This is a genomic window from Oleidesulfovibrio vietnamensis, from assembly GCF_055388115.1.
The window spans coordinates 1,085,753-1,107,723 of record NZ_AP042419.1 but is presented as its reverse complement, the minus strand read 5'-3'; the positions used below and the strand labels follow the sequence as shown (position 1 = coordinate 1,107,723).

The window sequence follows — 21,971 nt, the reverse complement described above, 5'->3', positions numbered from 1 at the left end:
GACAAACAAGCGGCAACGAGCAGACGCCCCCGCTCAGTCCAGCAGCGCCTCCGCACCGCCGTAACAGCCCGGGCGCGCCCCGTCTTCCGCTATCCAGTGCAGCACCAGCCGGTACAAAAGCATCTCGGCCATGTTCATATCCACAAGGCTGACTATCCCCCGCCGGCGCAACGCCTGCACAGCATCCATATCCACGTCATCGGGCAGGCACTCCGCCAGTTCCAGTGCGCGGGACAGATAACGGCTGCGCCGCCACTCGAAACGCAGCCCCACTGCCACCGCAAGACGCCAGGGCAGACGGTCCGCCGCCCAGCAGAGCAGGCGCTGTATGTCCATGCGGCCCATATTGAGCAGCTGGTCGGCACACAGATACGGATGCCTGTCCATTTCCGGAAAATGCCTGCTTATAACGGCGCGGTATAGTGCAAAACCGCCCCGCAGCGATGCAGGCAGACGGAAGACAGCCTCCCAGAACTGCCGCCCGCTGCCCAGCGAAAGAGGAATGTTTCTGCCGCTGCAGCACATGTACGGATTGACCGCGGTCCTGTGCCGCATCCGCTCCAGTGCGTAATAACGCGCCGCGGCGTCGACACCGCTCCCGTGTTCGCGTGCGAAGCGGTCAAAAGCGTCATATACGCCGTCCATCATGGCCTCGAAAAAATCACCGCGGAAAAGAGCGGAACAGGCCAGCCATGCGGGGTTGTCCTGCCCACGGCACCGCCGGTCCTTCAGTTCGTCCAGCGTGCAGGTAACAGCCCCGCCGCCGATGAGATTGCCGGCGAAAAGACCGTCCCACACGCCCTGCTGTCCTCCGGGCACGGCGCGCAACACCCCGCTGATAAACAGGTTCAGGCTGCGCGTACCCGTGCAGGATGCCAGCATGTAGTCCAGATAATCGGACGAGCTGAAAAAATCCGCCCCGACACTCCACTCTTCGCGTTGGAGCCCGAACTGGCGGGCCACCCTGCGGGCAAAACGCCGTTCGGCGCCGGCACCGTGCTCGGGCTGAGAGACAATGACCGCACGGGGTACTGCGCCGTGCCGCACAGCCAGCGCCAGCTGCAGACGTGAATCAATGCCGCCGCTCAGCATCACTGCTGCTTCAGGAAAACGGCGGACAAGGCATTCCGCCTCGGCATGCAGAGCCTGCGCGACGGCCTCGGCACTGCGTTTGACACCGATGTCGGTATCCACCGCCGGCAGCTGCCAGTAAGGCCCCGTGATCTGCGGCCGCCCGCGCCCGTGATCATCCAGACGCAGCAGGGAGGCAGCAGGAAAACGGGTCACGCCGCGCAACAGGGTCGCACCGCCCAGCATATGCCCCACGGCAGCCAGCGCTCCCATTCCCGCAGGGTCAGGACGGCGCGCATCAGACCGAACAGCGGCCACGGCACGTATTTCCGAAGCGGCACACAGTCCCCGGTCAGCATCGTGCACATACAGCGGGTACGCCCCGTGCGGATCAGACACCAGCAGCCATACACCACAGGAGCGGTGATGCCACACAGCGCAGAACACCCCTTCCAGCGAACACAGCCACGGACGGATGCGTTCCTCATCAGCCAGTATCTCGTCACCGGGCCGCTGCAGCGGCGTAAATCCCTGCCCCGCGGCCACACCGCACACAATGACGAACGATTCTCCCCCGCTATGACGGAACACGCTCACATCCTGTCCGGCGGCACTGACACCGGCGGCACCGCCGGATCCCGTCTCCAGCACGGACACTCTGGAAGGGCCGTGCCCCTGAGCCTCCAGCATGGCAAGCACCGCCTGCACATCCCCGGCTGCATCACCCGTGGCGCACACCGCTATTTTCATCATATCCTCCGGCACAGATTACGCGAAAACAGACAACAGGCTCCGCCCCATAACAATATAGTGCTGTCCATATCACGAGCGGGCAACATGCGGAACAGAAAAACCACAATGTTTCACGGATAACAGATGATTACTCACATTGAAACGCTCCGGCCGCCCGGCGCCGCTTTTCCGTCGCGGCAAAGCGCCGCATGTTTATGCTTGCAAGAGAATCTGAAACGGCGTATAGGGCACTGTTTTCATAATCAAGCACACTCCGGTATCAGCCCAGGGTGCCCGTTCCCCGTCTGCGGACGGTACGGGTCGAGGGTAACGGCCGGTGTGGAAGAAACAAAACCCCAGGAGAAAGACAATGGCTTACGTAACTATGAAAGGAATGCTGGAAACCGGCGTTCACTTCGGTCACCAGACCCGCCGCTGGAACCCCAAGATGGGTACCTACATCTTCGGCGCCCGTAACGGCATCCACATCATCGACCTGCAGCAGACCGTAAAGCTGTTCCGCACGGCCCATGACAAAGTGGTCGACACCGTTGCACGCGGCGGCAAGGTTATCTTCATCGGCACCAAGCGTCAGGCTCAGGAAGCTGTGCAGACCGAAGCCGGACGCGCCGGTCAGTACTACGTGACCAACCGCTGGATGGGCGGCACCCTGACCAACTTCCAGACTATCCGCAAGAGCATCGACCGCCTGAAAAAGCTCGAAGTCATGTTCGAAGACGGCACCGTGAACCGCTACCAGAAAAAGGAAGTGCTTCGCCTGCGCCGTGAGATGGACAAGCTGAATCTGGTTCTGGGCGGCATCAAAGATATGGAAAACCTGCCGCAGCTGGCTTTCATCATCGACCCCAACCGCGAAGACATCGCCGTTAAGGAATGCCGCCGCCTCGGTATTCCGATCGTGGCCGTTACCGATACCAACTGCGATCCCGACCTGATCGACTACGTCATTCCCGGCAACGACGACGCCATCCGCGCCATCAAGCTGTTTGTCGGCCACATTGCCGATGCCTGTCTTGAAGGCGAGGCCATGCGCAAGGAAACCAAAGCCGAGAACGCTGAAGAAGCCATGAAGCAGGCTGCCGAAGCTGAAGCCGAAGCTGCTGCTCCCGCTGCCGAAGAATCCGCCGAATAACGAAGCCCTCAGGAGTTTTTGATATGGCTGCTATCACTGCCGCAATGGTTAAGGAACTGCGCGAAAAAACCGCCGCAGGTATGATGGACTGCAAGAAAGCCCTGCAGGAATGCGACGGCGACGAAGCAAAGGCCGTTGACTGGCTGCGCCAGAAGGGTCTTTCCAAGGCCGCCAAAAAGGCCGACCGCGCCACCTCCGAAGGGCTGATCGGCTCCTACATCCACTCCAACGGCAAAATCGGCGTCATGGTTGAGCTGAAATGCGAAACCGACTTCGTGGCACGTAACGAACAGTTCATCGAACTGGCCAAAAACCTGGCCATGCAGATCGCCGCCACCAACCCCGTGGCCGTGGACGAAAACGGCGTAGATGCAGAACTCATCGAACGCGAACGTGCAGTCTACCGCGAAAAGGCTCTTGCCGAAGGCAAGCCCGAAAATATCGTGGAAAAGATCGTTGATGGCGCTATCAAGAAGTACTACAAGGAAGTATGCCTTCTTGAACAGCCCTTCATCCGTGATGACAAGAAGGTTATCCGCGATCTGCTGAACGACACCATCGCCACTCTGGGCGAAAACATCACTGTCGGCCGTTTCTGCCGCTTCCAGCTGGGAGCGTAACGGCCGAGTCGGGGTTTTCCCCTGACGGACGACCCGGTTATAAAGGGGGGGCACACAGCCCCCCTTTTTTTGGGCAACGGCCGGTGGCGCCGCATGACTGCACGCGGCCCCGTGGCAACAGGCAAAAAAACATCAACCCCGCGGCAGATTTCGGGCGTTTTCACCCCCAACGTAACGGAGCCCGCTTACAATGCGTGAGTCCTTTCTGGTTTTCGGACAGCCCCTTATCGAACAGGACGAAATAGACGAAGTCGTGGACTCCATGCACAAGGCATGGATCGGCACCGGTCCCAAGGTGCATCAGTTTGAACGCGATTTCGCCGCATACAAGGGCGTGGCGCATGCCGCCGCCGTCAACTCGTGCACGGCAGCCCTGCACCTTGCCTGTCTTACACTCGACCTTGCACCCGGCGACGAGGTGATAACCACCGCCATGACCTTCTGCGCGTCGGTCAATGCCATCATCCATGCCGGCGGTACTCCCGTGCTGGCTGATGCAGACCCCGTCACGCTTAATATTTCGGCCGAAACCATAGCCCCGCACATCGGCCCGCGCACCCGCGCCATCATGGTGGTGCACTACGCAGGACGCTGCTGCGATATGGACCCCATAATGGAGCTGGCCCGCAAACACGGTCTGATTGTCATCGAAGACTGCGCCCACGCCATTGAAAGCGAATACAAAGGGCGCAAAGCCGGCACCATAGGGCACATAGGCTGCTTCAGCTTTTACGCCACCAAAAACATCGTCACCGGCGAAGGCGGCATGATCATTTCTGACGACAAAGCCGCCATAGACCGCTGCAAAATAATGGCACTGCACGGCATGAGCGCCGACGCATGGGCCAGATTCAGCGATGCGGGCTACAAGCACTATCAGGTTGTTGATCACGGCTTTAAGTACAACATGATGGATATTCAGGCGGCCATGGGCATCCATCAGCTGCGGCGCGTGGAAGAATACTGGAAACGCCGCGCCTGCATATGGCAGAAGTACAATGAAGGACTGGCCGGACTTGGCATAGGCCTGCCCGCCGACGCCGAGGAACATACCCGCCATGCGTACCACCTGTACACCATACGGGTGTCGGCCGCGTGCTGCGGCGTGGAACGCGACGCCATGCTTGAAGCGCTGAGGGCGCACAACATAGGCGTGGGCGTACACTATCTGGCAGTTCCCGAACACCCCTACTACCGGCGCCGTTTCGGCTGGGACCCGGCAGACACTCCGGTGGCCACAGCTTACGGGCGCGAGACTGTCAGCCTGCCCCTTTCCCCCAAACTGTCAGACGGTGATGTGGACGATGTCATAGAAGCCATCCGCGCCATCTGCACGGAATCTGCCAGATGAAATCCGGAATAACGGGGCTGGTACTCACATATAACGGCGGGCGTCTGCTGGACAAATGTCTGGCGTCGCTCGCATTTTGTGACCGGGTGCTGGTGGTGGATTCATTTTCTACAGACAGCACGGTGGAGATAGCCCGCAACCGCGGCGCCGATGTGCTGCAAAACCCATGGCACGGCCCTGCGGCACAATTCGAGTTTGCCCTGGCGCAGATTGATACGGAATGGGTCGTAAGCCTTGATCAGGATGAAATATGCACCCCCGCCCTGAGTCAGGCGGTGCAGAAAACCGTACGCACCGCTCCGGCCGGTCTTGCCGGCTGCTATCCGCGCCGCCGCAACTGGTACCACGACCGTTTCATGAAGCACTCCGGCTGGTATCCCGACAGGTTGTTGCGGGTGTTTCGTCCGGCACTCATGCAGGTACATGTAAGCGGTGCCCATTATTCTTTTCACCCGCAGGGCCCCACACAGAACATCGACGCGGATATACTGCATTATCCGTACGAAAGTTTTTTTCAGCATCTGGAAAAAATCAACGCCTATGCCCAGCAGGGAGCCGATGACCTGCGGCGCAAAGGCAAAAAAGGTGGTATAGCAGCGGGTATGGCACATGGCTTTGCCCGTTTTTTCAAGCTGTATGTCATCCAGCGGGGCATGCTGGACGGACGTGCAGGCTTTATAAATGCAACGCACGGCGCGTTTTACGCATACCTGAAGTACGTCCGCGTACAGGAAGGCGACTGGGGAGCGCCGTACGATCATTCATGAACACCGCAGAAAACAGCGGTCCGCCCCGGACCGGCCAAGCATAACACTATTGAGGAAAGACAACGATGAGCGAACTGAAATACAAGCGCGCGCTGATCAAACTGAGCGGCGAGGCTCTTGCCGGCGACAAGAAGTTCGGTATTGACCCTGAAACGGTTTCGAATATATGTCGGGAAATCGCCGAGGTACTGGAAATGGGCCTTCAGGTCTCTCTGGTTATCGGCGGCGGCAACATTTTCCGCGGGCTTTCCTCATCCGCCAAGGGCATGGACAGGTCTTCGGCAGACTACATGGGTATGCTGGCCACCGTGCTGAACGCAGTGGCCGTGCAGGATGCGCTGGAAAAACTGGGACACGCCACCCGGGTGCTTTCGGCCATAACCATGCAGGAAGTCTGCGAGCCCTACATCCGCCGCCGCGCCGAGCGTCATCTGGAAAAAGGCCGCGTGGTCATCTGCGCTGCCGGTACCGGCAATCCGTATTTCACCACCGACACAGCCGCTGCGCTGCGCGGTATGGAACTGAAATGCGATGTGATCATAAAAGCGACCAAAGTTGACGGCGTTTACGACAAAGACCCCATGCAGCATGACGATGCAGTCATGTACCGTCAGCTCAGCTACATTGAGGTGCTGCAGAAAAACCTGCGCGTCATGGACTCAACAGCCATCAGTCTGTGCATGGAAAACAACGTGCCCATCATCGTCTGCAACATGTACAAAGGCGGCATAAAACGTGCTGTCATGGGCGAAGACGTGGGAACCATAGTGCAAGGAGGCTAACTCACATGGATACAATTCTGCTCGAAACCGAAGAACGGATGGAAAAGGCAGTCGCCGCTCTCGACCGCGAATTCGGACGCCTGCGCACCGGACGGGCCTCCACATCGCTTGTCGATTCCATCAAGGTGGATTACTACGGCACCCCCACGCCCATCAACCAGCTGGCTTCCGTGGCTGTGCCCGACAGCCGCACCATCACCATTCAGCCGTGGGACCGCGGGGCTTTCGCTCTGGTTGAAAAAGCCATCATGCAGTCCGATCTGGGGCTTACTCCGATCAACGACGGCAAAATCATCCGCATTTCCATGCCGCCCCTTACCGAAGAGCGCCGCAAGGAACTGGTGAAGGTAGCCAAAAAGTACACCGAAGATGCCAAGGTGGCCGTGCGCAATATCCGCCGCGACGCCAATGAGCAGATTAAAAAGATGGAAAAAGACAAAGCCATTACTGAAGACGACATGAAACGCGGTCAGGACGAAGTGCAGAAGCTCACTGATGCGTTTGTTGCCAAGTCTGAAAAAGTGTTGGCCAAAAAAGAAAAAGAAATCATGGAAGTATAGCAGCGCCTGCCGGCACGGCAATGCCGGAAAACATGCGCGACATGCTTTTTGCTTGCGCCGCCGGGCCATGTCCGGCGGCGTTTTTTTACACCCGCGGTTTCTTTTTTCACGCCGCAGCAGGCAGCTGCGGCCTTGACCCCTATCGGCTTAGGGGGTACAAGATACTGTTTTCATTACAACAACATACACATACATTTCAAGGAGTTACCCCTTGACCCAACCGAAGACGCCCCAGGAACGGAGTCTGCCCGCACATATTGCCATCATTATGGACGGCAACGGCAGGTGGGCAACGGCCAGAGGGCTTTCGCGCAGCGAAGGGCACAAAGCCGGAAGCCGCGCTGTCCGCACGGTGGTCACCCGCTGCCGCGAGCTGGGCATCAGCCATCTGACTCTTTACGCGTTTTCGCAGGAAAACTGGGGACGGCCCAAAAAAGAAGTGGGGTTCCTCTTTGATCTGCTGGTCAGCTTTCTGCGTGATGAACTGCCCGCCATGGAGCGCGAGAACATCCGCCTTTCCGTCTTCGGCGATTTAAGCGCACTGCCCATGGCCGCCCGCAAGGCGCTGGATCACGCCATGGCCCGCACGGCCCGCAACACGGCTCTGCATCTGAATCTGGCGCTCAACTATTCCGGCAGAGCAGACATTGTGCAGGCCTGCCGCAGACTCATGGCCGCAGGCATCCCGGAGCAGGATGTCACGGAAGAGCTTTTCAGCAGCTTTCTGTGGACAGCCGGCCAGCCGGACCCCGACCTTGTAATCCGCACCAGCGGAGAAATCAGGCTTTCTAACTTTCTGCTGTACCAGAGCGCCTACAGCGAACTTTATTTCACCGACATTGCATGGCCCGACTTCGGCAGCGAACAGCTGGACGAGGCGCTGCACGCCTATGCCATGCGCAGCCGCCGTTTCGGCCGGACCGAGGAGCAGAAACAGTCATGATCAGTTCGCACCGCAAACGCATACTCACCTCGCTCATTCTGCTACCTGTTCTGGCGGGCGCTCTGTTCATGGGCGGCTGGTTTCTTTTTGCACTTATTCTGGCAGCCGCCCTGCTGGGGCTGCGCGAATTCTACGCCATGTTCTGGCAGCGCGGCACCCGCTGCTTTTATAAAATCACCGGATACACCGCCGGTGCCGCCCTGCTGCTGGCCGGAGCCTACAACGCCCACGAATGGATGCTGGGCATCATGCTGATCTCTTTCTGGGCGGCGTCACTCAGCTTTCTCACCCGCTACGGCAGCGGTGACGATTCCGCACGTTTTCAGGATGCACAGGTGCTTACCGCAGGGCTTCTGTATCTGCCTGTCACACTGCACTTTGCACTGGGCATGCTGCCGCTGGAACTGCTGCTGGTTCTTGGTGCGGCCTTTGCCTCGGACACGGGCGGATACTATGCCGGAACCTATTGCGGTAAAAAACGCATATGGCCCCGTGTGAGCCCTAAAAAAAGCTGGGAAGGCAGTCTGGGCGGCCTTATATTCTGTACCGGCATCTGTATGCTGGCCGGAGCCACCGTGGGCAATCCGCAGACTTCACTCTGGGCATGGATGCTGCTCGGCATAGTGCTGAACATTGCATCGCAGATGGGTGATTTTTTTGAATCCGCGCTTAAACGCACCATGGGGGTCAAAGATTCCGGCAGCGCTCTGCCGGGTCACGGCGGCCTGCTGGACCGCATAGACAGTCTGCTGCTTGTGTTGCCGGCATACGCGGGTGCAAGCCGCCTTGTGCCTTTTTTCCAGTAAGACAAGGGTATTTTTCAAGGACACACCTTCATGACCCGGAAACAATTCGAGACGCTTGATCTCGATAATCTGGAGCAGAATCTCCAGCAGGCAGCGGAACTGATAGCCGGACGCATCAGGGCCATTGCCTGCGACCCTGTGAAACAGAACATCAGCTTTGAAGAACTGGCAGCCATCATTCCGTGCGACCTGCCGGATGAAGGCCATGGCCCTGAAGCCGTCATAGGTGAAGTGGCGCGGCATATCGAGCCATATTCCACCCGCATCGGCCATCCCCGTTTTCTGGCATGGATCACCACCAGCCCCGGACCGGCAGGAACCATAGGCGACATGCTGTGTACCGGCCTTAATCAGGCTCCGCTGAGCTTCAAGGGCGGACCGGCCGCAACCGTGCTGGAAGAGATTGTTCTCGGCTGGTTTGCCGGCATGTTCGGCATGCCTGAAGGATGGGGCGGCACCATTGTCAGCGGCGGCACCATGGCCAATCTCATGGGGCTTACCGTGGCACGGCGCGTCCACGCTCCGCAGGTGCATGCCCGCGGCATGCAGGGGCTTGAACGGCCGCTGGTGCTGTATGTTTCCGATCAGGGGCACATGTCGGTCACCCGCTCGGCCGTGCTGCTGGGCATCGGCGAAGACAACGTGCGCGCCGTTCCCAGTGACAGTGCCTGCCGCATGATACCGCACGAACTGGAAAAAGCCGTACAGCAGGACCGCAGGGCCGGACGGCTGCCGTTCTGCGTTGTGGCGCAGGCGGGAAGCGTCACCACGGGTGCCGTGGATCCGTTGCCGGACATTGCCGCCATCTGCCGCCGCGAAAACATGTGGATGCACGTGGATGCCGCATACGGCGGTGCCGTGATGCTGGCCGACGAACTGCGCCCGCTGCTGGCCGGCATCGAACTGGCCGATTCTGTCTGCGTTGATCCGCACAAATGGTTTTTTGTACCGCTGGAATGCGGCATAACCCTTTTCCGCAGCAGAGAACAACAGCTGGAAACATTCCGTGCAAAGGCAGCTTATCTGGGGGCTGAAAATCCCCATGACCTTAAAAACACCACGTTTATCCTTTCGCGCGCCAACAGGGCCCTGAAAGTCTGGTTCGCCTTCCGCAGCTACGGCCGTCTGCGCATTGCACGCATCATACGCCGCAATATGGAGCTGGCACGGCAGCTTTACCGGCTGATGTGCGACCATCCGGAGTGGGAACCTCTTGCCCCTGCGCCTCTTTCCATCGTGTGCGGCCGCTATACCCCTTCGGCTGCTGTGCGCGGGGGCTGGACAGAGCAGCAGATTGATGACCTGCAGCTGCAGATGATTGAAGAGCTGGAACGCAGCGGCACAGCGCTGCTCACCCCCGCAGCCGTGAACGGGCGGGCCGGCGTGCGCGTGTGCATAGCAAACCACCGCACCACACCGGAAGACATTACGCTTATTTTCAACACGCTTACTGCCATAGGCACACGGATTGCCCGGCCGGATGAACATGAAACAGCAGGAGAATGACGGCGTGAATGGCTATATATCCCCCCTGCCCGACGCCGCGTGGAACAGCCGTTTTCCGCGTTCACTGGTGCTGCTGGGCAGCACCGGTTCCATAGGCACCAGTGCCCTGCGCGTGGTGGAAAGGCAGCCGGAACTTTTCCGCATCACCGCACTGGCAGGCGCCCGCAATGTGCGTCTGCTGGCACGTCAGGCGGCAGCCTACCGCCCGCCTCATCTGGCAGTCATCAACGGTACCGCTGCCGATGAGCTTGCATCGCTGCTGCCCGCCGGATACAGACCGCGCATACATACAGGACAGGAAGGATACGAATTTCTGGCCGCCCTGCCCGAAGCCGACTGCGTGCTTTCCGCGCAGGTGGGCGCTGCGGGACTGCGCGCCACCGTGGCCGCCGCCCGGGCTGGTAAAGCCATCGCGCTGGCCAACAAAGAATCGCTTGTGCTTGCCGGCGGACTCATCCGCAGGCTGTGCCACGAAACAGGTGCCTCCGTTCTGCCTGTGGACTCCGAACACAACGCAATCTTTCAGGCGCTGCAGGGCCACGACGCCGCGCAGATGCGGCGCATCATCCTCACCGCGTCAGGAGGGCCTTTCCGCGGGCGCGACAGAACGTTTCTGCAATCTGTCACCCGTGAACAGGCCCTGAACCATCCCAACTGGAGCATGGGAGCCAAAATATCCATTGACTCGGCAACGCTGATGAACAAAGGGCTGGAGGTCATCGAAGCCTGCCATCTGTACAACGCTCCGCTGGAAAAGGTGGAAGTGGTGGTACATCCCCAGTCCATCATCCACTCGCTGGTGGAATACAACGACGGGTCGCAGATAGCCCACATGGGCACACCCGACATGCGCATAGCCATTGCCTACTGTCTGGGCTGGCCGCGGGTCATGCATACCGGAGTGGAACCGCTCGACCTGCTGTCAGTGGGCAGCTTGACCTTTGAATCTCCGGACATATCTCTGTTTCCATGCCTTGAGCTTGCACGGAAGGCATACGCCGGAGGCAACGGTCTGCCTGTGGTCCTGAACGCCGCCAATGAAGTTGCCGTGGACCTTTTTCTGCAGGGCGCCATCGCCTTTCTGGATATTCCCCGGCTTATCGAAGCGGCCATGCAGGCACACGATGCGGCACCGCACCAAAACATGTATGATGAGGTTGAAAGCATCCTCACACTGGATAAGACGACACGACGCGTCACGGCCGACCTTGCGGGCGCCCGCGGCTAGACGCGTTTTCTCCGCGGCCTGCGCCGCGATACTTCGGAACCCGCCTGGATAACCTATATGGTAAGCACTCTTTCCGTCATTCTTGTCATCGGCGGACTTATTTTCTTTCATGAACTCGGCCACTTTGCAGCAGCACGCAGTCTCGGTATCGGGGTCAAGACCTTTTCACTGGGCTTCGGGCCGCGGCTTTTCGGCTTCCGCCGCGGGCAGACGGATTACCGTCTGGCACTGGTTCCGCTGGGGGGCTATGTGCAGCTGGTGGGCGAACAGGATGAAGCCGACCTGCCCGAAGGATTCAGCAGGCACGAAAGCTTTGCCCTGCGACCGGCATGGCACCGCATGATTGTCATTGCCGCCGGTCCTCTGTTCAACTTTCTGCTGGCCTGGCTTCTGTACTGGGGGCTTTTCTGGGTTCAGGGCCAGATGTTTCTGGTACCCGAAGTGGGCGGCGTGCAGGACGGCAGTCCGGCACAGCACGCAGGCATCCGCAAGGGTGACCGCATTCTCACCATACAGGGCCGCACCATAGAATACTGGAGCGATGTCTCCGAAACCATCAGCGCGGGCAGCGGCGCCCCTGTGGAAATAGTCATCAGCCGTCCTGCCGCCGCCGGGGCGCAAACCCTCACGCTTTCCGTGAAACCGGAAGAGCAGGTGCGTAAAAACCTGTTCGGCGAAGACGAGCACGCCCTGATCATCGGCGTGCATGCATCGGGTGCCACGCTGCACAAGCCGTTGGGTCCGGTGGACGCCTTGACCAAAGGCGCAGTGCACACATGGGATATGATCGCCCTCACCGGTCAGGGATTTCTCAAGCTTTTCCAGCGGGTGGTACCGCTGGATACCGTCGGCGGGCCCATAATGATCGCGCAGATGGTTACCGAACAGGCACAGAACGGCCTTTCTCCCCTGCTGGCGCTTACCGCGCTTATCAGTGTGAACCTGGGCCTGCTCAACCTGCTGCCCGTGCCCGTGCTTGACGGCGGTCACCTGCTGTTTCTTTCGCTGGAAACCATTTTCCGGCGGCCCGTACCCCAGCGGATACAGCACCTGACCACACAGGCGGGGCTGGTGTTGCTGCTCATGCTCATGGCGCTTGCCACGTTCAACGACATCGCCCGTTCACTATTCACCCAGTAACGCAATTCCATGAAGACACAACGTAACGAAACTTCCGCGCCGCAGGAAATAACACTGGTACTGAATGCCGCCGAAGGCAGGCTGCAGGTTGCCGCAGGCAATGCCTGCGCCGACGGCACACAGCAGGCCGGACTGTTGTTTTCTTTTGAAATGACCGTACCGCGGCAGGGAACGGAAATCCTTGCTCCGGCCATACAGGACGCCATGAAACGCATGCGGGTGTCCATGCAGCAGATCGGCCGCATTGCCGTTGTAAACGGTCCGGGCGGTTTTACCGGTCTGCGGCTTGCCCTTTCCACGGCGCTGGGCATGGCACGGGCGCTCAATGTACCCTGCGCGGGAGTATCCTACACGGCGGCGCTGGCAGCGGATGCGGCTGCGGTGCTGCACGCCGCGGACTGCGGCTCCCCCCTGCTGTGGGCCGTGCTGCACGCCCGGCGTGATCAGGTGATGGTACAGGGGTTCAGACCCGACAACACCGGCACAGCCGTCCCCCTGCATCCGGTCACCACCTTCGGTGTAGCCGACGCGTGCTCGCATATGGCCGCGGTCACACAATCCTGCGGCTGCAAGGCCTGCCTTTTCGGCAGCGGCGTGCAGCGTAACGCCGAAGCCATATGCCGGCACCTGACCGCGGCGGGTATCAGCCACTCGCTGCTTCCGGCACGGTTCAGCCATGTGCGGCCCGAGGCGCTGCTTGCCGCCACGGCAGACGCGGTATGGAGCCATGAGCCGGTCGAGCCGGAATACGTGAGGGGCTGCGACGCGGAGGAAAACCTGCCGCGCATGGCCGCTGCCCGCGGCATGCAGCCCGAAAAAGCCGTTGAAGCCCTGCACAGGCTCACGACATCCTGATGAACCGGCGTTGAAATACGCAGGCAATACTGAACTTCAGGCCGTCACAGCGTGGCGGCCTTTTCATTGCAGCCGGCAGTCGGCGGCACACGGCAGGTAAAGTTCTGCCGTGTGCCGCCGATAAGTGATACAGGGTGGCACGGACATGCCCCTGCAGCGTCCCTTGCGGAGTTATTTTGGCGCCGGAGGCCGGCTGCATGGCATTTTCCTTGCATTTGACCCTGCGGGCAACCCCGTTCAGGAAAAAAATGCCCGAGGTGTGAAATATGGCTACAGAACTGCTCTCAGGCGGCATCCGGTTTGACGGTATTTCTTCCGGCACCGATTTCAGCTCCATGATCGATCAGCTGAAAAAGGTGGAAAGCATCCAGAAAAACCGCATGGAACTGTGGAAAGGCGACTGGGAAAAGCGCCTCGAAGCGTTTCAGGATATCCGTACAGAAATAGGCAAACTGAAGACCATTGTTGACGGCATGGACACCATCAGCGAGTTCATGACCAAGACAGCGGCCTCTTCTGACGCCAGCATAGCCACAGCCAAAGCCAATACTCAGGCGCTTGAAGGGTCGTACAAGCTGGAGGTCGGCCAGCTGGCAACCAATGCCATTCTGACCTACCAGAACGGATTCAGCGACAAAAAAGCCTCCATCAACACCTCGGGGAGCACGCAGGAATTCGTATATTCTTACAAGGGCAAGCAGCATACCATCTCTGTTGCCAACGGCACCACGCTGGAAGGGCTGGTCAACATGATCAACAAAGACTCCCAGAATCCGGGAGTCAGAGCCTCGCTTATCAAAACGGGCGATCAGTACATGTTCCAGCTCAAAGGGATGGATCTGGGGGCGGGCAACACGCTCAGCATCGATTCTTCCACCTCGCTGACAGCCTTTGACCTTGACCCTGCGTTCTGGCACCAGCAGGCACCGCAAAACGCCCAGTACCGCATCAACAACTGGCCGGGCGGTTCGTGGCTGGAATCATCCAGCAACACACTGACCGAAGCCATAGAAGGGCTGACCATCAACCTGCGTGATACCGGCGTGACACAGGTTTCCGTGGACACCGACATTGATAAGATCATTGAAAACGTCCATGCATTTGTGGACGGCATGAATGCCGTACGCACCAAAATTAAAGACCTGACCAAGGTCAGCGACGCAAAAAAACGGGAAGACGCCACCAAGGCCACCAGCCAGTTTGATGCGGAAAAAGGCTCTGTTCTTACAGGCAACTACGGTGTGCAGCTGGTTTCATCACGCCTGAAGCAGATCACATCGAACCGCTCGCCGGGATTCGATTACCAGTACGAGGAAGACGGAAAGACAAAGGGTGATATTTACAGCTCGCTCGCTCAGATAGGCATACTGACCAACTCGGATGAAAGCTCGGTCAACAACGGCCTGCTGGAAGTGGACGACGTGAAGCTGCGTGAAGCGCTGGAAAAAACACCGGACGAAGTTGCCGCTCTGTTTGCCGCCAGCGGTGAAGGGCTTTCAGACAGTGCCGACTTTTCGTACGAATCGCACGTCAACGGCATCACCAAGCCCGGCAAATATGAAGTTGCATACGAAATCGACGCTTCCGGCAACATTATAAACGCCTCCATAGGTGGCTTTGCCGCCAAGGTGGAACAGGGCAGCCACCAGATAATCGCCTTGGAAGGCCCCGCAAAAGGTCTGGCCGTACGCGTGGATAACATGACGCAAGGTTCTTACAGCGACGCTGTGCGCCTGCGTCAGGGCAAAATGGGTGAAATTTCCGATACGCTGAAGGAAATGACCTCGACCGACGGCACGCTGAAAATTCTGGAACGCAACTACAAAGACATCATCTACGAAATTGAAGAAAAAATAGACCGCGAAGAGACGCGCCTGATGAAATGGGAGCAGAACATGCGCCTTAAATTCTCGCGTCTCGAAGCGACGCTGACCACATACGACCAGCAGACTCAGGCTCTCAGTTCGGCCATACAGCAGATGAACAAGAGCTAGACAGACATACAGGAGACGACCATGCAGAAGGCAGCCCATGCCTATTTCCAGACACAGGTGTCCACCACCTCTCAGGGGCAGCTTCTTCTTATGCTGTATGACGGAGCCATCAAGTTCCTCAATCAGGCAAAAGACAAGATTGCCCAGCGGGATTATGCTGCCAAGGGCATACTTATCTCCAAGGCTCTGGACGTCATAAACGAACTGGACGGCAGTCTGAATCCCGAACAGGGCCCCGAGCTGGCTGAAAATCTGCACAAGCTGTACTTTTACTGCTCCACCCGTCTGCTCAATGCCAACCTGAAGATGGACGTGACGCTGATTGACGAAGTCATCCGCATTCTGTCCGGACTGCGCAGTGCCTATGCGCAGATTATGGACACACCCGAGGCCATAGAAGCACAGAAACAGCTGGCCGCAAAACAGCGGGCAGATGCCGCCACCAAACAGCACCGCAACATGATGCCTCAGGCAGCCCCGTCCGGCGGTCCCGCACTTGGCAGCGGCGCTGCGGCCAGACGCTACGGCGCTCAGAACACGCCTGCTTCCGCACCGCAGCCTGCAGCGCAGGAAGCCGCAGCACCGGCTTTTCCCCCGGCAGGACCGGGCAGAATGGCGGGCTTCGGTTCCGCTGCCCGGCAAGGCTATGCCGCTCCTGCGCAGGCTCCCGCTGCAACGCACACTGCGCAGCAGCCCGCAGCTGCCCCCGGGCCGTCCGCACCGCAGCAGCCCGCAGCAACCACGGAGCAGTCCGCCCCCGCGCCTGAACAGCAAGCCGGACAAGAACAGCAAGCGGCAGCAGAACAGCCGCGTCCCGCAGGGTTCGGATTCAACGCCCGCAAATTCGGTGCAAACATGTACCGCAAGACAGCAGGTTCATAACGGCGGAAAAAGCCTGCCGTCTTACCATATCCCCCCCATACCGGAGCGGCTGACGCCTGCCATATTCCCCCCCAAGATGGCTGCGGTCCGGCCGCTCCGGCTTTATACAGCACCGGCGCCGACCTGAAACGGGCAACGGGCACCGCCCCGCGGTCTCTGTGCTCCTCAGGGTTTTTCTTTTCAATACTGCTGCTCTGCGCTAAGTTACCGCCTATGGGTCACTCACGCATTCCGGTTCTTCATGCCGTCAAATCACTGGGGCTGGGCGGCACCGAAAAGGTCATGCAGATTCTGGTGCAGACCCTTGCCTCCGTGCCCCGCCCCCCCGATGATGTGCAGTTTGCCCCCGCCGTATGGAGCCCGCGCGACGGAGAACGCGGCGAACAGCTGCGCGAAAGCGGCATTCCCGTTTTCATCGGCGACGATATTGCCGCTGCCGTGCGCAATCACCGGCCGGCCGTTATCCATGTGCACAGAGCAGGCTGGCCCGAACCCGAGCTTATGCGCCCCGTGCAGGCTCTGCGCCGCCGCACAGGCAGACGCCCCTGTGCGCTGCTGCCTGTGGTGGTCGAAACAAACGTATTCGGCAGACTGGACGATTCGCCCTCGGGACGCGATGTGGACTCGACCATTTTTGTCTCACATTTCTGCGCGGCGCGTTTCGAACATCTGCACGGCATTCCGGTACAACCGCCCCGGCGTGTGGTGCTTTACAACCCCGTGGATACTGATTTTCTGGCCGTCCGCACGCGTCCGCCGCACCAACGGGACTACAGCAGACCGGTTATCGGCCGCCTTGCCCGTGCCGACAAAGGCAAATGGTCGCAGCTGGCCCTCTCGTTTCTGCCGCATCTCGTGCAGGACTTTCCCGACCTGCAATACCGGATTGTGGGCGCGCTGGACGAAGCTGCGGAATATGTCCGCCGCCACGGGCTGGAAAACAATGTCATGTTCTGCCCGCCCCTGCGGGACGAAAGCAGTCTGGCCGAATTTCTTGACGGACTTTCCGTGCTGGCCCACGCCAACGATGCGGGCGAAAGTTTCGGCCTTGCCATTGCAGAGGCCATGGCCTGCGGGCTGCCTGTGGTCACGCACCCGTGCGACGGCTGGCGCGACAACGCGCAGACAGAACTTGTGGAACACAATATCACCGGTCTGGTGGCGCAGACGCCTCAGGAGTATGCTCAGGCGCTGGCCTTTCTGCTGCGCAATCCCGACGAAGCCAGACGCATGGGCATCGCAGCACAGCAGAAGGCGGTACGCTGCTTTGACAGGCTGCACATAACCAGCCGTCTGGCCGCGCTTTATTGTCACCTGCTGGGTATCGAACGGTCTGAAAACATGCCGGAAGCGCTGCAGCACAACCGGTGCGGAGCACACTGCCGTGACTGATTTTTCCGCCCTGCTGCGACAATACACGCTTGCCGTCCTGCCGTGGCAGCTGGGGCAGATACAGGCAGACACCGCTCGCCCTGCGGCCACGCAAATATCCTGCAGAAACAACGCAGACGGACAAAAAGCGGACGGACAGCAGGCAGACCCCATGCGCACAACGGAATCCATGCTGCGTGCAGCACAGCGCGTACCGCACCCTCATGTGCTGCTCATGGGACTGGGCGACGGCAGCGCCGCTGCCGCACTGGCCCGGCGTCTTCCCGCCGGACGCACCCTGACCGTGGTGGAAGCCTCTCCGGAAAAGCTCCGTGCCGCTTTCCCCGACAGCACCGGCACACCGGCAGACGCCGGTGCCGTATGGTGGATGCAGGGCAGGCACACCGTGCTGTGCGATACATCCCCCAAAGCCCTGGTGTATCTGCTGCTTGCCACCGGACGCACCGCCGCCCGTTCCACCATGATGCTTAATACAGCACTGCCCCCTGCCGAAAAAACATTTTACAGACAGATTCAGCGCCTGCTGCTTTCTGCCGGTGCCGTCACGGCCCCAGCCTCTCCGCCTTGCCCTCCGGCAGAAGCTGTAAGCTTCTGCGCCATCCTGCATCCGCAGGAACCCCGGCTGGAAGAATTTTTCGCTCAGCTGCCGCACTGGCTGGCCGAAGCCGTCATCGTATGGGACGCCGACCGCGTGCCCGCCGGTGTGCCACAGGCAGCCTGTACTGTACGCCATCTGGCACGACCGCTGGCAAATGATTTTTCCCGCCAGCGCAACGAGGCACTGCGTCATGCTACAGGCTCATGGGTGCTTTTTCTTGACGGTGACGAACGCTTTGACAGCAAACAGTGGCAGGCTTTGCCCGCTGTTGTTCATGCTGCCGCAGAACATGGTGCCGGAGGAGTACTGTTTCCCCGGGTGACCTTCTGGCCGGACAAGGATACCATGCTGGCGGGATTCGGCATGTGGCCCGACATGCAGCTGCGCCTTATGCGCCGCAGCGCAGGGCTGCACTTCCGCGGACGCGTGCATGAGGTGGCGCAGGGAACAGAAGGTAATCTGGCGTTAGCACCTGCCATAACCATCAGACATCTTTCACGACTGCACAAAGACGAAGCGGCCCTTGCCGCCAAACTTGCTGTTTTCGACAATGCCGCAGGGCGCAACGCCCACCGTCTCAACAAAGCCTACCCCACGCTTCCCGCACAATTTTTTTCTGCCGTGGAAGCCTGTTACAACACTGTCACGCTTATCCTGCTGGGCCCCGCCGGATAAATCAGAGTGTCTCACTTCTTGATTTGCCGCTCCACTCAACATAAACTTGGCTGATTACTTCCCCGAGGGTTAATTCATGCAGATACGTTGTCCCGAATGCCAGTTCACACGTCATGTCGACGAATCCAAAATTCCCGCTTCAGCGGCTCTTGCCACCTGCCCCAAGTGCAGACACAAATTCCGTTTCCGTGATTTTTCGCAGCAGGATGAATTTGTGCTGGAGCCCGATACCGAGACTGCAGGCCGGCATCAGGACCGACCGCCGCTACACGATTCAGGGCAGGCCATACCGCGCCCTGTGCACACCGCAGCCCCCGCTGCCAGCGGTGACATATGGGACGATATAGCCTCATTGGGTGATAAAAAACCGCAGAGCGGACACACGGGCGGCAACGACGAAGCTGCCGGAGAAATTACCGGCGCGCCAGACGACGATGCAGCATCAGCCGCCGACGGACAGAACGCCCCGCCCACCGCCACCGGCAGCGCCACCGCACAGGCGGACAACGCCTTTGCCGCTGTACGGAACACGCCCGATGCATCCGGACACGGCACACAGGGGCATACAACAGAAGCCGATGCCGGCAGCCCTGCCGAAGCCGCTCCGCAGCGTAAACAGTTTGATGATGTTATCGAAAGACATGCAAATGCCAGACGTGACCCGCTGGGTACGGTAAAAGCGGAAGAACACGCAGGGGATGACGATGACACTTCCCGTGCGCAACCCGACGACTTCTGGCAGACCACCCCCGCTGCAGACAACCCGGACCAGACCCGCTACAGTGACGACCCCGTCACCCGTCGGGTGGAGGCGGAAGAAGAGACTTACGCCATTCCCGACGACCTGCACGACAGACTCAACAGGCCGGAACCGCAAGATATTCCTTGGGAATGGCCGGACAGATTCGGGTTTGTGGGCGCTTTTATGGAAACCGCCAAGCGGGTCATATTTTCACCTGCCCGTTTTTTCGGCACCATGCGTCCCGGTCTGACCATCACAGCGCCCATCACTTTTTATCTGCTGACGGGTATGTTTGAAGAACTGGCAACGCGGGGCTGGGTTCTCGCCACTGCGCGCATGTACCGCGAAGCCATTGCCGCCAGCCCACTTGCTGATTTTTTCAATCAGATGGTCCAGTCCACAGGCAGCATTTCCATACTTCTGATGTCCGTAGTCTTTCTGGTGCTCAAGCTGATCATGCTGTCCGGTCTGTATCAGGTTTTTCTGCGGCTTGTGGGGGGCGATAAAGGCGGTTTTGTCACCACATTCCGCGTTGTGGCCTATGCCAACGCCGTCGGGCTGCTGGCACTGTTCCCGTTTTTCGGTCAGATTGTGGGGCCGCTGTGGTACTTTGCGCTCACACTTGCAGGCATCAAGCACGGACACAGAATAAGCTGGGGCAAGGCTATTTTCGCGGCACTGCCCGTTTACCTTCTTCTGCTCATTTTCATTGTTATGGTTTTACGCAACATGTTGTCGGCTCTGGTTTAACCGCCATCAGCGGGAGTAAGCATGTTCAGACGCATCAAGCGCTTTTTTTCTGAAATGCAGCAACGGCGGCGATATGCCGACCGTATCGCGCCGAACACCATAGGCAGGCTGGCGGCTGAACTACGCGGTCTGACCGAACTTGCAGTACGCACCGGCCCGCGCCATGCGGTACCGTACGAACGCATACAGCGCATTCAGGCCGAAATGGACCAGCTGCTCGATCTTGTGGGCAGGCCGGAATTCAACAGGCTTTCGGTCCAAAGACGCCTTGAGCTGCATGACAGTCTGCTGCAGTCCCGTGAACTGCTGATAGAAAGCGTTCAGACCACTCCCGCCCCTACTGACAGACTTCAGTAGCCAGATACCCCCGGACCGAGACTCACCAGAACGTCCGGCAGCGCTGCTGCCGGACGTTTTTCTGCCCGCTGAAAGGTACTGTGCGTTCCGCGGCATACCCCGCGGCGGAGTACCCCGCTCCCCCCACTCCCCCACGGAACCGCCTCTGCACACTGCGCCGGAAAAAACACCGCACACCTGAACGTATCCGGTAAGAACACCATAAGAAAGGCCCGACTGCATAAGCAGCCGGGCCAACCGTAGGGTGTTACAATCCGGTAAACCGGATTCTATCCTCACATACTAAAAGCCGAAGCCGTCGCCGTCGGAACCGGAAGCACCGAAACCGAAGTCCTCGGGAACATCGGAACCGGCAGACTCATCAAAGCCTGCGGCGGCTTCTTCTGCCACTTCGGCAGCTGCAACACCGGCAGCCGCACCCACGGGCAGCGCTTTAAGCGCATCTTTCACAGCGCGCGAGACAATGTCCTTAACGCTGGATTCAATCTCATTTTCATTGATGGCCACTTTACCGCTGAATCCGGCAAGTTCCTTCTTGGTCTTGGCGGCATCGGTCTGGGCGGTATCCAGCTTGCCCTTCAGGCTTTCCACTTCTTTGCCCAGCTTTTCGGCTTCGGCCTTAAAGGGGGTCAGTTCGGCAACCTGTGCCTTCAGTGCGGCTATTTCTGCGGCCTGAGCGGCATTGGCGGCAGCATCGGCGGCCATTTTATCAAGCACGGCCGATATGCCGGCCATTTCTGCGGCGGGTATGGCCTCAATGGATACGTTGTCACCCAGACGGGCAGCCTGCTTGGCAGCCCATTCTTCAAAAACATCAGTTTCTGCAAACTCACATTTCATGAAGTCGGGGTGCATGCTGTACAGCCAGCCTCTGGCAATGGGAGCCACAGCGCCTTCTTCCACTTCGGAAAGGTCGCGCTGGGAAAGGAACCCGAGCAGGTCGGAGATGTCGGCACCGCGCTTACCGGCGATAAGGCCGAGGATAGTCTCCATTTTAAATACTCTGCGAGCTTCGTCAGACATTTCTGCCTCCTATTTCAAGGAAAAGTTTTATCGTTCTTTATCGG

Annotated in this window: 20 protein-coding genes; 18 read left to right on the top strand and 2 right to left on the bottom strand. The window is 59.3% G+C overall.

The window, feature by feature from the left end:
* Positions 1 to 33: 33 nt before the first annotated feature.
* Positions 34 to 1,824, bottom strand: a complete 1,791-nt coding sequence (locus tag ACZ5D1_RS04695) for an asparagine synthase-related protein (RefSeq protein ID WP_464556070.1) — start codon at positions 1,822 to 1,824, stop codon at positions 34 to 36.
* Positions 1,825 to 2,173: 349 nt separating this feature from the next.
* Between ACZ5D1_RS04695 and rpsB the strand changes: the two genes are divergently transcribed.
* The 18 genes from rpsB (at position 2,174) to ACZ5D1_RS04605 (ending at position 20,904) form a co-directional block, all read left to right on the top strand.
* Entirely contained in the window at positions 2,174 to 2,956 is a 783-nt protein-coding gene (gene rpsB, locus ACZ5D1_RS04690) for a 30S ribosomal protein S2 (RefSeq protein ID WP_011367160.1), read from the top strand.
* Between the two features lie 23 nt (positions 2,957 to 2,979).
* The gene (gene tsf / locus ACZ5D1_RS04685; RefSeq protein WP_011367159.1) at positions 2,980 to 3,576 is read left to right on the top strand and encodes a translation elongation factor Ts; all 597 of its coding nucleotides are present in this window, start codon (positions 2,980 to 2,982) and stop codon (positions 3,574 to 3,576) included.
* A 190-nt stretch (positions 3,577 to 3,766) separates the two neighbouring features.
* Positions 3,767 to 4,927, top strand: coding sequence for a DegT/DnrJ/EryC1/StrS family aminotransferase (locus ACZ5D1_RS04680; protein ID WP_027181898.1), 1,161 nt, complete (start codon positions 3,767 to 3,769; stop codon positions 4,925 to 4,927).
* Positions 4,924 to 5,694: a glycosyltransferase family 2 protein gene (locus tag ACZ5D1_RS04675; protein WP_011367157.1), complete on the top strand. Its 771-nt coding sequence runs from the start codon at positions 4,924 to 4,926 to the stop codon at positions 5,692 to 5,694. Before ACZ5D1_RS04680 ends, ACZ5D1_RS04675 begins: the two co-directional genes overlap by 4 nt.
* Before the next feature lie 65 nt (positions 5,695 to 5,759).
* Complete coding sequence (pyrH, locus tag ACZ5D1_RS04670) at positions 5,760 to 6,476, top strand: UMP kinase (protein ID WP_011367156.1); 717 nt, start codon at positions 5,760 to 5,762, stop codon at positions 6,474 to 6,476.
* Positions 6,477 to 6,481: 5 nt separating this feature from the next.
* A complete protein-coding gene (gene frr, locus ACZ5D1_RS04665; RefSeq protein ID WP_011367155.1) occupies positions 6,482 to 7,036 on the top strand; it encodes a ribosome recycling factor in 555 nt (184 codons plus the stop codon).
* Between the two features lie 211 nt (positions 7,037 to 7,247).
* Complete coding sequence (locus ACZ5D1_RS04660) at positions 7,248 to 7,979, top strand: isoprenyl transferase (RefSeq protein WP_464556068.1); 732 nt, start codon at positions 7,248 to 7,250, stop codon at positions 7,977 to 7,979.
* A complete protein-coding gene (locus ACZ5D1_RS04655; protein WP_011367153.1) occupies positions 7,976 to 8,785 on the top strand; it encodes a phosphatidate cytidylyltransferase in 810 nt (269 codons plus the stop codon). The genes ACZ5D1_RS04660 and ACZ5D1_RS04655 overlap by 4 nt, the downstream gene beginning before the upstream one ends.
* A gap of 30 nt (positions 8,786 to 8,815) precedes the next feature.
* Entirely contained in the window at positions 8,816 to 10,291 is a 1,476-nt protein-coding gene (locus ACZ5D1_RS04650) for a pyridoxal phosphate-dependent decarboxylase family protein (protein WP_011367152.1), read from the top strand.
* A complete protein-coding gene (dxr, locus tag ACZ5D1_RS04645) occupies positions 10,272 to 11,519 on the top strand; it encodes a 1-deoxy-D-xylulose-5-phosphate reductoisomerase (RefSeq protein WP_464556529.1) in 1,248 nt (415 codons plus the stop codon). The genes ACZ5D1_RS04650 and dxr overlap by 20 nt, the downstream gene beginning before the upstream one ends.
* Positions 11,520 to 11,576: 57 nt before the next feature.
* The gene (rseP, locus tag ACZ5D1_RS04640) at positions 11,577 to 12,659 is read left to right on the top strand and encodes an RIP metalloprotease RseP (protein ID WP_027181894.1); all 1,083 of its coding nucleotides are present in this window, start codon (positions 11,577 to 11,579) and stop codon (positions 12,657 to 12,659) included.
* Between the two features lie 9 nt (positions 12,660 to 12,668).
* Positions 12,669 to 13,514 (top strand): tRNA (adenosine(37)-N6)-threonylcarbamoyltransferase complex dimerization subunit type 1 TsaB, encoded by an 846-nt coding sequence (tsaB, locus tag ACZ5D1_RS04635; protein WP_051363960.1) that lies wholly within the window; start codon positions 12,669 to 12,671, stop codon positions 13,512 to 13,514.
* A gap of 266 nt (positions 13,515 to 13,780) precedes the next feature.
* On the top strand, positions 13,781 to 15,508 hold the full coding sequence (fliD, locus tag ACZ5D1_RS04630; RefSeq protein ID WP_464556066.1) for a flagellar filament capping protein FliD: 1,728 nt from the start codon (positions 13,781 to 13,783) through the stop codon (positions 15,506 to 15,508).
* 21 nt (positions 15,509 to 15,529) lie between these two features.
* Positions 15,530 to 16,390 (top strand): flagellar export chaperone FliS, encoded by an 861-nt coding sequence (gene fliS, locus ACZ5D1_RS04625; protein ID WP_464556065.1) that lies wholly within the window; start codon positions 15,530 to 15,532, stop codon positions 16,388 to 16,390.
* Between the two features lie 213 nt (positions 16,391 to 16,603).
* Positions 16,604 to 17,782: a glycosyltransferase family 4 protein gene (locus tag ACZ5D1_RS04620; RefSeq protein ID WP_464556064.1), complete on the top strand. Its 1,179-nt coding sequence runs from the start codon at positions 16,604 to 16,606 to the stop codon at positions 17,780 to 17,782.
* Positions 17,775 to 19,055, top strand: a complete 1,281-nt coding sequence (locus ACZ5D1_RS04615; RefSeq protein ID WP_464556062.1) for a glycosyltransferase — start codon at positions 17,775 to 17,777, stop codon at positions 19,053 to 19,055. Before ACZ5D1_RS04620 ends, ACZ5D1_RS04615 begins: the two co-directional genes overlap by 8 nt.
* A 76-nt stretch (positions 19,056 to 19,131) precedes the next feature.
* Positions 19,132 to 20,547, top strand: coding sequence for a YIP1 family protein (locus ACZ5D1_RS04610; RefSeq protein ID WP_464556061.1), 1,416 nt, complete (start codon positions 19,132 to 19,134; stop codon positions 20,545 to 20,547).
* A 21-nt stretch (positions 20,548 to 20,568) separates the two neighbouring features.
* Positions 20,569 to 20,904 (top strand): hypothetical protein, encoded by a 336-nt coding sequence (locus ACZ5D1_RS04605; protein WP_011367143.1) that lies wholly within the window; start codon positions 20,569 to 20,571, stop codon positions 20,902 to 20,904.
* 282 nt (positions 20,905 to 21,186) lie between these two features.
* Here ACZ5D1_RS04605 and ACZ5D1_RS04600 read toward each other — a convergent pair whose 3' ends face one another.
* Positions 21,187 to 21,927 carry a hypothetical protein gene (locus tag ACZ5D1_RS04600; protein WP_464556059.1) on the bottom strand — a complete coding sequence of 247 codons (741 nt, stop codon included), beginning with the start codon at positions 21,925 to 21,927 and terminating at the stop codon, positions 21,187 to 21,189.
* Between the last annotated feature and the right edge of the window lie 44 nt (positions 21,928 to 21,971).